The following is a 14,568-nucleotide window of genomic DNA, read 5'->3' on the forward strand; positions in this document are numbered from 1 at the left end:
TTGTTCCGGCTTATTTCGTTCCGGCGTTCTGCTCAGCCCGCCACCCATGCTGGCGCCGCAAATTGCGGATAGTTTTCCTTCAACCAGCGCTCCGAGAATTTGCCCGAAGCGCGATCGGCTTCGAAAGCCTCGCGGCTGCGCTCTACGGGATCGCCGTAGCCTCCAGCTCCCGGCGTCTCCATGACCGCGGCTGCGTCGGGGGCTAGGCGCACCTGGCTGGCCTTCGGTGCAAGCTGCGTTTCGGTCCCATCGTCACCGCGAAGGTAGAAGCGACCCGCTGCGCCATCGCGCCCGCCAAAAAGCCCCCAGGGCCGGTGGCGGAAGCGTTCGCCGACTCCGTTGAACTCGCAGACGTGGCCCACGGGGCGGATCACCCGGCGCATCCCCAGCCCCCCGCGATATTTGCCCGCACCGCTGCTGTCGGCGACCAAGGCGTATTCCTCGACACGCAGGGGGTATTCCAATTCAATCGCTTCGACCGGCAGGTTTGAGGTGTTGGTGATGTTCACCTGTACCGCGTCCTTGCCGTCATGGGTCGCCCGCGCGCCCATGCCACCGCCCAAGGTCTCGAGATAGACATAAGCCTGCCCGTTGCGCGGATCGGTGCCCGCGAAGACCGCGCTGGTGTTGGCGCCGTTGGTGGCCGCGACGACCTTGTCCGGCACCGCTTCAGCCAGCGCGCCGAAGACGCAATCCACCACCCGCTGGCACGAGTTGGCGCGCATCGCCACCGCCGCAGGAAAGACGCAGTTTACAAAGCTGCCGGCCGGGGCTTTGATCTCGATGGCGTCGAAGATCCCCTGATTGTTGGCGACTTCCGGATCGAGCAGCGCCTTCAGCCCGAAGCAGACCGCGGCCTGAGTGGCGCTCCAGGTCATGTTGAAATTGCCGCGGACTTGAGGATCGGTGCCGTCAAAGTCGAAGCAGATGCTTTCGCCCGACTTGGTGATCTTGAGCGCGATCTTTATGTCGAGCGTGCCGCAGCCGTCGTCATCCATCAGGTCCTCGAACCGGTATTCGCCATCGGGCAGCTTGGCGATGGCGGTGCGCATGCGCATCTCGGTGCGCGAGACGATCTCATCGAATATCTGCGCCAGCATGTCGCCGCCGAGATTCGTAATCATCTCGCCCAGGCGGCGCACGCCGAGACGGCAGGCGGAGATCTGCGCATTCAGGTCGCCCCGGCGCTCGTCGGGCAGGCGCATGTTCAGAAGCAGAAGCTCCATCAGTTCCGTGTTGAGCGTCTCAGCGGAATATAGCCGCATGATCGGGATGCGCAGACCTTCCTTGTAGATCTCGTCGAGCCCCCCGGACATGGAGCCCACCGCGGCGCCGCCAACATCGGCATGGTGGATGATGTTGGCAACGAAGCCCATCAGACGGTCGCCGTCGAAGGCCGGCATCGCCATATTGATGTCCGGCAGGTGCGTCCCGCCCGCCACATGCGGATCGTTTGCGAGGAACAGATCGCCAGGACGAATCGTGTCGCCATACTTGTGCACGATCCCTTCCAGCAGGCCCGACATGGAGGCGAGATGGATAGGCAGCGCCATCTCGGCCTGCACCACCAGCCGGCCGGTGGCGTCGGCAATGGCGGTAGAATGGTCGTGACGCTCCTTTACGTTGGTCGAGAAGGCCGTTCGCATGATGCTGATGAAGCATTCGTCGGCGACGGATTTCAGCCCGTTCCAGGCAATCTCGAGCGCGATCGGGTCAAACGTGCAGTCAGTCATTAATTCAGGTCCATGATCATGTTGCTGGCCTCATCGATCCGTATCGTGGCGCCGGGCGGAACGATGGTCGTGGTGTCGAGCTGGGTCACGATGGCGGGACCGGAGAAGCTGTCGCCCGGCTTCAGTCCCACACGTTCGATAAGCTTCGTGTCGCGGTAGCCCTCGCCGAACCAGACCTGGATGGTCTTCGCCTCACCAGTCTCGGCCGCGGGTTTGTCTTGTGCGTAGTCGGTGCGGCTGAGATGCGCCAGCACACGCAAGCGAGCGTTGACGATCTCGACTGGCGCGGCGGGGTCGTGATGACCGAAATTGCGCTCATAGGTCTCGAAGAAGGCCCGAGCCAGCGTGTCGGCATCGGACAACGCCACGCGGCCCTGCGCGTCGACCGCTGCCTCGATCTCGACCGGCAACTCATAGTTCTGGCCGACATAGCGCATGTCGAGGAACAGCAACAGTCGTTCGCCCTGTGCGTCCACCGCCTCGGTCTTCAGCCACGCCTGCCCTTGCACGAACAGTTTCTGCACGACCGCTTCAAGCTCCGCGACGCCAGCCGCGAGCTTGAGATGACAACTGGTGACAAAATCCTCCTGTAGGTCCGCCGCGATGAGCCCATCGGCACAGAGAATCCCCGGCGCCTCGGGCACAAGCACCTGCTTCATGCCGAGTGCACGGGCGACCTCGGCGGCGTGAAGCCCCCCTGCTCCGCCAAAGGACATGAGCGCGAACTTGCGTGGGTCGTAGCCCTTTTCAACCGAGATGGTGCGAATCGCTCGCACGATGTTCGAGTTGACGATCTCGATGATGCCCATTGCAGCGGTTTCAAGCCCAATGCCGAGCTTGTCGGCGATGGGTCTTAGCGCGTCAACCGCCAGGTCACGCCGCAGGGCAAAACCGCCGCCCACCAACTCCTGCGGGAGCCGATTGAGGACGGCGTTCGCGTCAGAGACCGTGGGCAGCGTGCCGCCGAGATTGTAACAGGCAGGCCCTGGCACGGCGCCGGCGCTTTCCGGACCGACCTTCATAAGCCCGTCGTTGGCCAAGACTGCGATGGAGCCCCCCCCCGCACCGATGGTGTGGATGTCGACCATGGGCAGACGGATGCTGAATCCCGAGATGTCGCGGGAGCGCGCGATGGCGGTGCGGCCGTTGCGGATCAGGCAGACATCGCTCGAGGTGCCACCGATATCCAGCGTGATGATGTCTTCGAATTTCGACAACGCGCCCGAGCGCGCCGCTCCAACCGCTCCCGCCGCAGGTCCCGACAGCGCCGTGCGCACCGGGTAATCCGCGGCCTTTACTGCCGACATAAGGCCACCGCTCGACTGGAAGATGCCGAACGCCGCTTTTGGCGCGGCATTGCCCACATTGTTGCGCAGACGGTCGATGTAGCGGCTGACCTCAGGCTGGAGGAAGGCGTTGATCAGCGTGGTCGAGAACCGCTCGTATTCGCGAAATTCCGGCTGCACCTCACGCGAGACCGAGACCAGCAGATCAGGGAAAGCGGCTCGAAGCGCCTCGGCCAGCTTCCCCTCGTGATCGCCATTGAGATAGGAGAAGAGCAGGCAGACCGCGATACCCTCGATCTCGGGATGCTCCCGCAGCTCTGCGATGAGCGCGGCAATGGATTCATCGGTCAGCGGCCTGACGACTTCGCCTCGCGATCCGATGCGCTCGTCGATCTCGAACCGCAGATCACGCGAGGCCAGCGGTGCCGGGTGGTCGAGTTGCAGATCGTAGAGGTGCGGACGGATCTGCCGCCCGATCTCGAGCAGGTCGCGGAAACCCTTGGTGGTCACGACGGCGACCCGCGCACCGCGTCGCTGGAGCAGCGCGTTGGTGGCAACGGTGGTGCCATGAGCGAAACGGGTGATTGACGCAGGGTCGATGGCGTGCTTCTCGACCAGTTCGGCAAGACCGGCGATCACAGCACGGCCCGGATCGTCCGGGGTCGACGGCCTCTTGTGAATGCACACCTGGCCGGTCGCGAGATTGCGCGCCGAAAAATCGGTGAAGGTCCCACCGACATCGACCCCGACCAGCCATTCCCCCTGCAAACCGTTGGCGTTCATAACCCTCTTCCTCAAGTCAAGATTGGCCGCAAGTTTTGTATCCATTTTGGATACTGTCAATAGGGTTTAACATGCAGGATCGAATGGCCGGATTTTTTGCTCGCGCAGGAAAGCCTCACGATCTCGATCAGCTCCCGTGTGCGAGCTGCTGCCCCGATGCGGTCCATTCCCTGAACCTCAAGCGGCGCTGACCATGGTATTCAGCCCCTCACGTCGCCACAGCCGTTCGATGCGACCATCACTGACCTGCCAGCCCGCGTCTCTCAGCAGGGCTGCAACGCGGCGGTATCCGTAGCGACCGTATTGCCGGGCCAGATCGATCATGTCGGCCACCAGCAGTTCCCCATCGGCACGACCGTTCGGTCGATTCCGCTGAGTGGATCGATGCTGGCCGAGAACTTGGCAGGCCCGACGCTCTGATACCGACAGCCGCATGCGGACATGATCGATGCAGGCGCGACGACGCGAGGGGCTTAGAAGTTTCCCCGGGCGGCCTCGGCGAGGATGAGCTTGTCCAGGGTCAGGTCCGAAACGGCCTTGCGCAACCGCTCGTTCTCCTTCTGAAGCCGTTTGAGTTCCCTCAGTTGGTCGGTTCCCATCCCACCATATTGCTTGCGCCAGCGGTAGTAGGTCTGCTCGGTAATGCGAACCTCGCGTACCGCATCTATCCGGGCCATTCCCCGCCCAACAAGCACGTCAACCTGCCGCAGCTTCGTGACAATCTCTTCCGGCTTGTGTCGCTTGTTCGCCATCTCTGGTCCTCCGTTTTCTAACCATAGCGGTGGACCAGTTCAGTGGGGGAGGCTCAGGCCTGCTTCACGCCCTTTTCGATCTGGCTGTGCGATGGGCGGCGCTTGCGGTCTATCGTCCGTGTAGGGCCTGTTGGGCCCCAAATGGCCCAACACTTCAGTCAAAAGTAGCACTCTACACAAACTGACCCCACCGCGAACATGAGGCCGGCACAGAACGAGCGACGAATGCAGAACGTGTAAAACGTCGACAAATGAGCCTCAGGACAAGCGCAACGTGTCACTCACCATGTCGTCCAGCGCGCTCGCGACGATGCCTAAGAGCCGAGTGGTTTCGGACGCGTCGAGGACCGAGGATTCCTCAAGCAGATACACCATTTCCTCGACTTCCCGCATGACCGGGTCATTTTCTGCAAGCGAACGAAGTTCCGGCTCGGAGAACTCTCGCAGTCGAGGCGTTGGCGCGCCGACGAGTGTGGCGAAGCGGGCCGCAAGTTCGCGAGGCGTCGCATGCTGCGACGGGACATGAAAGGCGCGGTTCCATTCCCCGCTGTAGCTTGACGCAGCAACCAGTGTGCGCGCGACGTCCTTGGTGAAACTCCAGGGATGAACGGCATTCGGATTACCCGGGATTGCCGCCTCTTCGCCCGCAAGCACATGCGGAACTACCGCCAACGTGAACAAGGAAACGGCACCTTTGCCAAGATAGTCGCTGGCGCGCACCTCGAGCGCAGGCACCGAGGACGAGAGTGCGCGTTCCCACATGGCTACGCGCACACGCCCTTTGACGGTGGTTGGTTTCAGTGGGAGATCGTGAGAAAGCTGGCTGGGAGCACCTTCTCCATAGCCGTAGGTATTACCAGCCACCACGATCCTTGCACCTACGCGCTCGGCTGCACGCGCGACGCCCTCCATGATGGGAGGGAACTCAGCCGGCCACTGGTGATAAGGCGCCATCGCGCACATGAAGAGCACTTCGGCGCCCTGGCTCGCACGTGCGATCGCGTCGGCGTCACGCGCGTCGAGCGCGACCGCGTGAACCCGCGAATGGGCCAGCCCCGTGCCGCTTCTGCTGATCAGGCGAACATCGTCGCCCCTTTCGGCCAAGAGCCGCGCGGTCTCACATCCGACCGGGCCGGCGCCAACCACCACATATTTAGCCATGTCCATGCTCCAGTTTGATCCGCATCGGTTTCTGGAGCAATCGGAGTTGAAAATCGCGCAGGAATTGCCAAATTTTGGAGCATGTTTTGCAGCTATCGTATCTGAAGAACGGCATTGATGTTGCAGATTTCAAAAGAGTTTTGGCCGCCCGCAGGCATAAGCATCAGACGGATTTCCAGCGATGCGGGGTCGATCCGGCTACCGCCCGCCTTCGAGCACCGACTTCTGGTACATGCCAGCCCGTCGACATGGTCGGTGTGCCGGGAGGCCGGACAACGCTATTTACGCCGTCACTCCGACATCGATATCGTGCCCTCCGGAGAGGCGGGCGGCTACGGCGCCGAAACGGCCTGCGACATACTGGAGTTGCGCATCCCGCCCGGTTTGCTCGAACGGGTTGCGGAAGAGGCGGGACGCCCGGCTGCACGATCGGGGTTGCGGCCACGTCACATTGTGAGGGACGACAGGATCGCCCACCTGGCGTGGGCGCTCGAAAGCGAGCAGCGCGCCACAACGCCTGCGGGACGCCTCTTCGTCGACAGTGTCGGCGTTGCTATCGCGACGCAATTGCTTGGCCTGACAAAGCGGATAGCAGGCGCACCACGTGGCCTGACGTCGGCGCAGCTGCAACGCGTTTTCGACTATGTCGAGGCGCATCTGGAAAAGCCGCTCACGCTCGCAGGGCTCGCACGAATTGCCGGAGCTAGCAGCGCCCACCTCAGGCACTGGTTCAAGGCCCAGACCGGTACCACCGTTCATCGCTATGTTGTACGGCGCCGGGTTGAGAGGGCACGCGTGCTTCTGTTGCAGGGCGAACTCAAGGCGAGCGAAGTGGCGCTTGAGGCGGGTTTTGCGCATCAGTCACACATGGCACTCTGGATGCGGCGCGAACTCGGCCAATCACCGCGCGAACTTCAACGGAAGCAATGATCGACTCCAGGCCTTCCAGGCTTACCGCCAACACAGCCATGGCCGCTCCTCCCGTTCGCGCCATGAGCAACGCGAAGAACGCCCGGGCCTTCGCTTTGCCTTCAGGAAGGCGCAAATGAGGCATTTGCGTCGTTCGATCAGTTGAATGGATGAATTGGCTTTCCACCATGTTTCGCCATTCAGCTGTAACCCTACTTACGAGGGGCATGGAGGGCTATAGCGTAGACGTAGTTCTCTGTTTCGTCGTTCTCGGCCCGCCAAGGCGGTGCGCATTCCAGATCCACTCAGCCTTCCAGCAAGTAATCCGCCAAGCTGTAGCAGTGGCTCGCGTGATAGGCGTTCCGACCCCGGTTCATGTGCGTTAGATTGAATCTCCGAATGGCGCGCAACACGTGGCGGGTCGCGAGGAATTTGTGGATCGAGGGGGCGCCTCGCACCTTGATGCCGAAAATGTCCTCGCCGCGCGGGAAGAAATAGCCGACGTCTTCTGGCGTCGTGACGCAGTGCTCGAGAAAAGCCTCGTCCAAATGGCCCTGCACGGGTGAATGGTCCGTGGTGAAATCCGAAAGGTGCACCAGGACTCTAGCACGGATGCCCTCGCCATCCGCATAGAGCGTGAAAAGCTCCATCCAGCTCGCATTGACGCGGACGAGCGGCTTGTCGGAGGTCGACGGCAGACAAGAAACCGACCAGTAGCGACGCTCGGATTTGCGTGGGATGGGGATGCAGTTTTGGCCGTAGAGCCTGAGAATCTTCAGAACCTCTTGTGCCTGCGGGCGACGAAGCAGCTTCTGAAATCGCGCGACGTACTTGAACCGCAGTTCCATGGACTCCGAGCGCTCGTCGGCGTCACGCAAGCTCGTCTTGCCTTCTATCCAATTGCGCTGCTGCTCAAGATTCAGAAATTGGCGCAGACCAGTGGTGCTGCGGCGAGGAGTCGTGCTCATGTCAGGTGCCCTCAGGAGATGTTGAGAACGACAGCAATTCGCCACAGGCAAGCCTCGGCAGTCTGACGTCCACGTTGCGACCTGCTGTAAATCCCTTAGCCAGCGGCGAGCTCGGATCTCGTAACATCGGACGGAGGCTCAAGCCTGCATAATGCCCGCGAGGTCGCGAATAGGAGGCATTCCCCTATCCCTTCACGTATCCCAGACCTTCAACGATCTTCCCTCCCCGAACGCGCATGATGTTTACCCCTCGAACCCGGTCCGACTCGTTCTCGCCCCAGCGGAGTTTCCAGCGGATGATCCCGCGGTCCCCGCCGGCCCATATCTCCTCTGCTTCGAAGACAAGATTCGCGGAGGATGCGATGCCCTTCCAGAAATCGAGGCAGGCCTCACGCCCGTCGTATCGCGCGCCGTCCGGGGCTGGCGCCGTATTTTCGAGAACGCAACCCTCACCAATCAGGTCGTCGAGTTCATCGGCACGGTGCGCCTCGAAGGCGGCATGGAAACGTTCAATGATTTCGCGGGTAACTTCGCTGTTGGTGTTCATCCTCTCACCTCATTGAGTCATGCAGCCATTGGCTGGTGTCCGCTGACTGCCGGTCCGAACGCTGGAGGCGCTGCGACCTGGGTGGGTGGTCGACAGCGCATCGCCCGAAAAGTGCCTGTCGCGTAGGTCTCAGAATGGTTTCTCGGCCTTGTCGCTGCGATAGAGTTTCACCTGGGCGTCCCGCAGTGCGACCCTCGGGCCTTTCGCGATCTTACGCCAAGTGTTCAAGGACTGTTGGTCGCGCCAGCGCTCGAAGACGTTGATCCGATCCGGATCGACCGAGTCAGCACTGATCGACAGGTCAAGACAGCCGTCCTGCTTCCTTGCTCTTTCGACCATGTCTGCAAACGCCGCTACCGCAGCGTCGCGCTCAACTCCATCCCTGGCTCGAGAGTGCCCGGCTATGATGATCATGTACTTCTCTCCTCTAGGTATTGATCCGCTTGTTCGGAGCGGCTTCGGCGGTCACTCAGGCAAGGGTGCCGATTGACCCGGTGTTTTGGCATAAGCCAAGGCTTCGACGATCCGACCGTCACGGACACGGATCAGGCTGACGCCGCGGAGCGAGCCCCCACCGCCGAAATGGAAGCGCCAGCGAACATTGGCGCGGTCGCCCATCACGAAGGTGTCTTCCACCTCGAAGCGGTTGACGCGGTCGACCGCCATGGTCTGCCAGAACGTCAGGTTCACATCGTAACCTTCGTATCGCGTGCCGTCCGGTGCCGGCTGGATCGTCTCCATGACGCAGTCCGGGGCAATGAGGCCTTCGAAGATTGCAGGATCGTGTTCCAGAAACGCCTGATTGAACCGGCGAACGATTTCCGATGTCTCATTAGATCGCATGACGGCCTCCTACACAGACAGGTCTGTCTCTATATTGCAATATACAGACCTGTCTGTTAGAGTCAAGCGGTGAACCAAATCAGTCCCCGCAACTCCCCTGAAGCAAGTCCCGCGCGCCGTCGTTTGCTCGATACCGCGACCCGGCTTTTCTATGAGTTGGGAATTCATGCCGCGGGCATCGACCGCATCATCGCGGAAGCTGGCGTGGCCAAGGCGACGTTCTACAAGCACTTTCCGTCGAAGGATGAACTCGTCGTTGCCTATATCGAAGAGCAGGACCGGCTCGGGCGGGAGGCAGTGGCAACGCTGCCGAAGCAGCCGCCGCGGGAATCAATCGCAGCTATCATGGGGCGGATCAGCGAGGCCGTGGTCGCGGGTGGTTGGCGGGGATGTCCGTTCCTCAATGCAGCGGCCGAGTACCCAGACCCGACCAGCCCGGTGCGGCGGGCCATCGATGCGCGTCGCGTGTGGTATCACGACAGCCTGCGGAAACTCCTCGCAGAGGACGGCGATCCCGCTCCTTCCGTGACCGCTTCCCTCCTCGTCGCCCTTTCAGACGGCCTGTTGGAAAGCGCCTACCTGGATGATCCCGAAAAGATCCCCGCCCTTGTCCGGGAGGGGGTGGACAGACTGCTGGAGCGCCGTTGATGCGCTGTCCCCCAAGCGGCTCGATCTTGCTGGCGCATCGCACGAGTCCGCAGCCTGCTTGAACGCACCGCTTAGAGATCGAAGTGATTTGAACCTAAATGCTAAGTGATTGATTTTGTTGATATCTGTTTTTCGGCGGGCAACGCAGCCAAAACAAAACCCTGCTAACCTATTGGTTTGGCAGGGTTTTGTTGTATTGATTGGTTGGGGGCCCGCAACGCCTTTTGTTATAACTTGGGGCTGGTTTTGGCCTTTGTGCTCGGCCACGATGTCGAGAATGTCCATCACCTCGCCCGCCAGGGAGCGGATCGCATCGGCTGCCTCGGCGCGCAGATCCGGATCCGCCAGGGCTTCGGTCAGGCGAATGACCTTAGCCTTGTAGATCTCGGCGACATTGGGGTGGATGTCGGGCGCATGCGCCGGCGCTTCGGCCATACACTTCACGATCTCGACCGCACGCCTCCGGTTCCGGACGGATCTTCGACGGAGCCGCCATCTACTGTGCTTTCGCCGCGCGTTGCCTCTCGCGCGCCAGGCGCCCCTCGGGAACGGGGCAGAGTGCGCCGCAACCGCCGACGCCGGGCAGCATGTAGCGCAGGCAGCACAGGCGTCTCCGCCGGTGGATATGCCCCTGGTTCTCGACGTTGCACAGCAGCCCGGACAGTGGGTTGACGCTGCCGTCGGCAAGGCGCGGATCATCGAGCAGCGCCCGCCCTTCCGCCTCCAGACTCCCGTCCACGTGCCGGCCGGCTTCCTCGACCGCCCACGAGAGATAAGAGGCGACATTGTTCCACAGAAGTTTCGGGCTCAGCCGTGCATGCCCCTGTAGGAAGTCGATGAGAACCTGTGCATGACCCTGCATCACCGGGCGCATGCGGTCGTGGATGCCGGTGGTTTCGCCGGCACGCGGCGTATCGGACATAATGAAGCTTTTCGGCGTGCCCTTCTCCACATCGAAGACGATGCGTGTCTCGTCGAGCGCAAGAGGCGGGCGCATCCCCAGCACCAGTGCGAAGACGGTCGCCGGTATGACCAGGGTGCTGAAATAATAGAGGCTCCACATCGAGATGACCGCGCGCCGGTCGGCGCCGGGATAGGCGGCCGCGAAAGGCGCGACGATCTCGTCAAAGCATCTGGCGTCGGTCAGATCTATTCCCGTCATGGAGCTGGTCCCGGCGGGCTGCTGCGAAAAGATGCGTTCGCTGCAGTACAAGAACTTGCCCCTAGCGTGTGCCGGCAGGGCCGCAAACAGCGGATCATGGACCTGCCGGTGATGCATGGAAGACGCGCCGCTCATGCCGCCCGCCTCGCAAGCAACCACATGAGCGCGGGGCTTGCCAGCAGCGTGGCGATAAGCCCCGCCGGCAATTGCCATGGAAAGTCGATCGTGCGCCCCAGCCAGTCGGCCGCAAGCATCATCATCGCCGCGAGGGCCGCCGCCGCCAGAAGCTGCGGGCGCGCATGGACGAAGCCCATCTGCCGCGCAAGATGTGGAGCCATCAGGCCGACGAAGGTGAGAGGACCGACGAGCAGGGTTGCCGCCGCCGTCATGGCTGCCGCGAGCACGAGCAGGACGACGCGGCTTGCCTGGAGATGCAGCCCCAGGCTCTGCGCGGTCTCCGCACCGAGAGGGAGGATGTCGAGCCAGCGCGCGACAAGCGGCGTGACGAAGAGGAACAGGATGGCGGCAGCCGACGCGAGCACCGCTTCCTGCGGCAGTACGTCGTAGGTGGAACCCGACATCCAGGCGAGAAGCCGCAGCATGCGCGGGTCGCCCGTCGCCATCAGCACGGCAAAAAGGGTGGAGAGAAAAGCCGTGAGGGCGACGCCGACGAGTAGAAACTGCGAAGGGCTGCGCCGGGCGCCGCTGGAGAGCCAAAGGATAAGCACCAGGGAAAGCCCGGCTCCGAGCACAGCGAACAGCGTCTGGGATGCAAAGCCGGCCTCCGCAGTCATGAAGAGTGCAGCGACAAGGCCGAGGCCGGCACCCGACGAGATGCCGAGGACTTCCGGGCTTGCCATAGGATTGCCCGTGTAGCGCTGAAGGATAACGCCGGCGAGCGCCAGCAGGGCGCCGGCGGAGGTGGAGCCGAGAACACGCGGCCAGCGCCATGGCAGAAGCTCGCTCCAGAGCGGGCCCCTCGCAAGCTCCCACCCGCCGTCAGGCGTACGGCCAAGGGAAAGCGCGAGCCAGACCATAAGGCCGAAGACCGCTAACATGAGTGCGATCCGCGCCGATGATCCGGCAATCGCCCGGCGGCCGGGAGCACGGCTTGCCGCCGGAGGAATGCCCCGCGCCTTGAAGCTTCGAAGGAGCCACAAGAGCACCGGTGCCCCGAGGAAGGCGGTAACGGCACCCGTCGGCAGGAAGACGCCGATGCGATCCGAGAGGAGTTGTACAACGAGATCCGTCACCGTCAGGAGCAACGCGCCGGCAATGGGCGCCCATACGAGCCTCTCCCAAAAGCGTCTTGCGCCGGCCGCGCGCACGAAGGCGGGCGCGGCCAGCCCAACGAACCCGATGACGCCGAGATGGGCTGTCACGACCGCCGTCAGCGCGACGGCGACGGCAAGCGCAGCAAGGCGCGTGAGGGGGAGATTGACACCGAGCGCGCCGGCGACCGTATCGACATCGAGCATGGCCAGCGGGCGCGGCATCAGGGCCGCGCAGAGGCAGGCGAGAAGCAGACGCGGCCACAGCACGCCCGCTGTATGCCAATCATATTGGGTCAGCGCGCCGCTGCCCCACAGGAAAAGGCCTTCGAGATAGCGCTCGTTGTGCAAAACGAGCGCGGCACTCGCAGCCGAAAGGGCAAGTCCGACCACCAACCCTGCAAGCACCACGGAAAACGGCTCCAGGCCGCGCCGCCAGGAGAGCGCCAGCACGAGGGCAGCGGCCGTCGCCCCGCCGGCGATTGCGACAAGGTCGCGCCCCGCCTCGACGAGCGAGGGCGCCCACAGCAATGCCAGCGACAGCGCGAATTGCGCGCCGGCGGAAATACCCAGGGTGGAGGGCGATGCCAGCGGATTGCGCAAGACCTGCTGCAACAGGGCCCCGGCAAGCCCCAGCGCGGCGCCTGCTTGCAGGCTGACGGCAAGCCGCGGCAGCACGCTGTAATGCACCCGCATCTCCCCTGCAGACGAAGGATCGGGCGCGACAAACGCTGCCCAGTAGCGGCCCGAGGGGAGATGTCCCGCCACGATCGCCGCCAGCAGCCCGCCCGCAAGCACGAGCAGAAGCAGAAGCAGCGAGATTGGGGCCAGGCGCAGGTTAGCCTGCATCGCGTTCTCCGAACGCGGCCAGGAGGTTTGCGAAGCGGCTCATGGCCGGCAGTGCGCCGAACATGAGAACGGAGGGAAAGCGGTCGATCCGCGCTTTGCGCACGAAGGGCATCTGCTGCCATAGCGGGCTGCGCCCGAGACTTTCGAGAACGTCCGGCGGCACCGGGTCCAGGTAGAAAAGGTGACTGTTCCCGACGCCCGCCAGTTGCTCCAAGCCGACGGTTGCGAAACCCCAACCATTGGTGGGGCGATCCCACGCATTGGTGAGCCCCATCCGGTCCATCACGTCCTGAAAGATGCCGTTCCGGCCATAGACGCGGACGTGATGGGGGTCCATGAAGCTGACGAAGAAGAGCCGGCGGTCGCGGAGCAGGCCGCAGCGCGCCGCTGCGGTTTCGAAGGTTTCGTGCGTGCGTTCGATCAGCGCGTCGGCCGCCGCGTCCTTGCCCAGCAGCCGGCCGATCTCCCGCGTCGCCTTGACGATCTCGGGAAAGGGTGAGGCGCCGGTGTTGTGGACGGTAAAGCTCTTCACCGGCGCGATGCGCTCCAGATGCGGCCGGAGAGCCTCTAGATGTTTAGTCCCGGCATTTGATAGATTGGATCGAGCCTGAAGCGTTCGGGCTCCTTTGTCCAGCATTTGCAGATGTATTCGTATGTTTAGTCCCGGCATTTGATAGATTGGATCGAGCCTGAAGCGTTCGGGCTCCTTTGTCCAGCATTTGCAGATGTATTCGTAGGGGGTTAGCCCCTTCAGCGTCTTGAGCCGGCGCCCGAAGTTGTAGGCGTCGATGAAGTCCTGGAGATGCTGGCGGAGTTGATCGTGGTCGTCATAGTGGAAACGCTTGACGGTGGCCTCCTTGATGGTGCGGTTCATCCGCTCGACCTGACCGTTCGTCCACGGATGCTTCACCTTGGTGAGCCGGTGCTCAATGCCGTTGTCGCGGCAGACGCGGTCGAAGATGTGCTCGAAGGCGTGCCGGTCCTGCTTGCGGTTGGTGAACTGAATGCCGTTGTCGGTGAGCACGGTGTGAATGGCGTAAGGGACGGCGGCCACGAGGTTGCGTAGGAACTGGGCGGCGGCCATCTTGCCGGCTTTCCCGTGCAGTTGCGCGTAGGCGAACTTCGAGGTCCGGTCGATGGCCACGAAGAGGTAGAGCTTGCCTTCGGCCGTGCGCACTTCGGCGATGTCGATGTGGAAGTAGCCGATCGGGTAGCGCTTGAACTTCTTCTTCGGCTGCTTGTCGCCCTCCACGTCCGGCAAGCGGGAGATGCCGTGGCGTTGCAGGCAGCGGTGCAATGAGGACCGCGTCAGATGCGGAATGGTCGGCTGGAGGGCATAGAGGCAGTCGTCCAGCGGCAGCAGCGTATGCTTGCGGAAAGCGACAATGATCGCCTCCTCTTCCAGCGACAGCACCGTGGAATGGGCATCCTTCGGCCCGGTCGGCAGATCGGCGACCGAGCTGCGCTTCTTCCACTTCGCCACGGTCTTTTGGTTGATGCCGTAGCGCTTGGCCAGTGCTCTCAGGCTCTCTTGACTATTCTGTATTGCTCGACGGACCGCCTCTGTCGTTGTGGCGCTGCCGTGAAGAACCTGTCCCATAGTGCATCCTTCCATTCCTGGGAAAACAATGCACCATCAAAATGCGGGATCAAACA

The 14,568-nt window shown here is 62.6% G+C and carries 13 protein-coding genes and 2 pseudogenes; 2 read left to right on the top strand and 13 right to left on the bottom strand.

Features of this window, described 5'->3' with window-relative positions; genetic code table 11:
- Positions 1 to 32: 32 nt before the first annotated feature.
- From GM910_RS11595 to GM910_RS11610, 4 genes and pseudogenes are all read right to left on the bottom strand, one after another.
- Positions 33 to 1,733: a hydantoinase B/oxoprolinase family protein gene (locus tag GM910_RS11595; RefSeq protein ID WP_159587704.1), complete on the bottom strand. Its 1,701-nt coding sequence runs from the start codon at positions 1,731 to 1,733 to the stop codon at positions 33 to 35.
- Entirely contained in the window at positions 1,733 to 3,802 is a 2,070-nt protein-coding gene (locus GM910_RS11600; RefSeq protein WP_159587705.1) for a hydantoinase/oxoprolinase family protein, read from the bottom strand. Before GM910_RS11600 ends, GM910_RS11595 begins: the two co-directional genes overlap by 1 nt.
- 201 nt (positions 3,803 to 4,003) lie before the next feature.
- A pseudogene (locus GM910_RS11605) lies at positions 4,004 to 4,554 on the bottom strand (transposase); the annotation flags it as partial.
- Between the two features lie 258 nt (positions 4,555 to 4,812).
- Complete coding sequence (locus GM910_RS11610; protein ID WP_159587706.1) at positions 4,813 to 5,715, bottom strand: NAD-dependent epimerase/dehydratase family protein; 903 nt, start codon at positions 5,713 to 5,715, stop codon at positions 4,813 to 4,815.
- 117 nt (positions 5,716 to 5,832) lie between these two features.
- Here GM910_RS11610 and GM910_RS11615 point away from each other — a divergent pair, with 117 nt between their 5' ends.
- Positions 5,833 to 6,645: a helix-turn-helix transcriptional regulator gene (locus tag GM910_RS11615; RefSeq protein WP_159587707.1), complete on the top strand. Its 813-nt coding sequence runs from the start codon at positions 5,833 to 5,835 to the stop codon at positions 6,643 to 6,645.
- Positions 6,646 to 6,929: 284 nt separating this feature from the next.
- Here the strand turns inward: GM910_RS11615 and GM910_RS11620 are convergent, their stop codons facing one another.
- The 4 genes from GM910_RS11620 to GM910_RS11635 form a co-directional block, all read right to left on the bottom strand.
- Entirely contained in the window at positions 6,930 to 7,592 is a 663-nt protein-coding gene (locus GM910_RS11620) for a hypothetical protein (protein WP_159587708.1), read from the bottom strand.
- Positions 7,593 to 7,776: 184 nt separating this feature from the next.
- Positions 7,777 to 8,139, bottom strand: coding sequence for a nuclear transport factor 2 family protein (locus GM910_RS11625; RefSeq protein WP_159587709.1), 363 nt, complete (start codon positions 8,137 to 8,139; stop codon positions 7,777 to 7,779).
- A gap of 129 nt (positions 8,140 to 8,268) precedes the next feature.
- Positions 8,269 to 8,553 carry a putative quinol monooxygenase gene (locus tag GM910_RS11630; protein WP_159587710.1) on the bottom strand — a complete coding sequence of 95 codons (285 nt, stop codon included), beginning with the start codon at positions 8,551 to 8,553 and terminating at the stop codon, positions 8,269 to 8,271.
- Positions 8,554 to 8,604: 51 nt separating this feature from the next.
- Positions 8,605 to 8,982 carry a nuclear transport factor 2 family protein gene (locus GM910_RS11635; RefSeq protein WP_159587711.1) on the bottom strand — a complete coding sequence of 126 codons (378 nt, stop codon included), beginning with the start codon at positions 8,980 to 8,982 and terminating at the stop codon, positions 8,605 to 8,607.
- A gap of 123 nt (positions 8,983 to 9,105) precedes the next feature.
- On the opposite strand from GM910_RS11635, the gene GM910_RS11640 reads away from it, so the two are divergent.
- Positions 9,106 to 9,630: a TetR/AcrR family transcriptional regulator gene (locus GM910_RS11640; RefSeq protein ID WP_201285480.1), complete on the top strand. Its 525-nt coding sequence runs from the start codon at positions 9,106 to 9,108 to the stop codon at positions 9,628 to 9,630.
- On the opposite strand, the gene GM910_RS11645 is transcribed toward GM910_RS11640, so the two are convergent.
- The 5 genes and pseudogenes from GM910_RS11645 to GM910_RS27260 all read right to left on the bottom strand — a co-directional run.
- Complete coding sequence (locus GM910_RS11645) at positions 9,535 to 10,065, bottom strand: hypothetical protein (protein ID WP_159587713.1); 531 nt, start codon at positions 10,063 to 10,065, stop codon at positions 9,535 to 9,537. The genes GM910_RS11640 and GM910_RS11645 overlap by 96 nt on opposite strands.
- Positions 10,066 to 10,126: 61 nt before the next feature.
- Positions 10,127 to 10,792 carry a siderophore-iron reductase FhuF gene (gene fhuF / locus GM910_RS11650; RefSeq protein WP_159587714.1) on the bottom strand — a complete coding sequence of 222 codons (666 nt, stop codon included), beginning with the start codon at positions 10,790 to 10,792 and terminating at the stop codon, positions 10,127 to 10,129.
- 131 nt (positions 10,793 to 10,923) lie between these two features.
- Complete coding sequence (gene fhuB, locus GM910_RS11655) at positions 10,924 to 12,912, bottom strand: Fe(3+)-hydroxamate ABC transporter permease FhuB (protein ID WP_159587715.1); 1,989 nt, start codon at positions 12,910 to 12,912, stop codon at positions 10,924 to 10,926.
- Entirely contained in the window at positions 12,902 to 13,582 is a 681-nt protein-coding gene (locus GM910_RS27255) for an ABC transporter substrate-binding protein (RefSeq protein ID WP_343032984.1), read from the bottom strand. The genes fhuB and GM910_RS27255 overlap by 11 nt, the downstream gene beginning before the upstream one ends.
- Positions 13,568 to 14,512, bottom strand: a pseudogene (locus GM910_RS27260) (IS481 family transposase); the annotation flags it as partial. The gene GM910_RS27255 and the pseudogene GM910_RS27260, both read right to left, overlap by 15 nt.
- Positions 14,513 to 14,568: the final 56 nt, after the last annotated feature.

Source organism: Chelativorans xinjiangensis (assembly GCF_009812055.1).
GTDB lineage: Bacteria > Pseudomonadota > Alphaproteobacteria > Rhizobiales > Rhizobiaceae > Chelativorans > Chelativorans xinjiangense.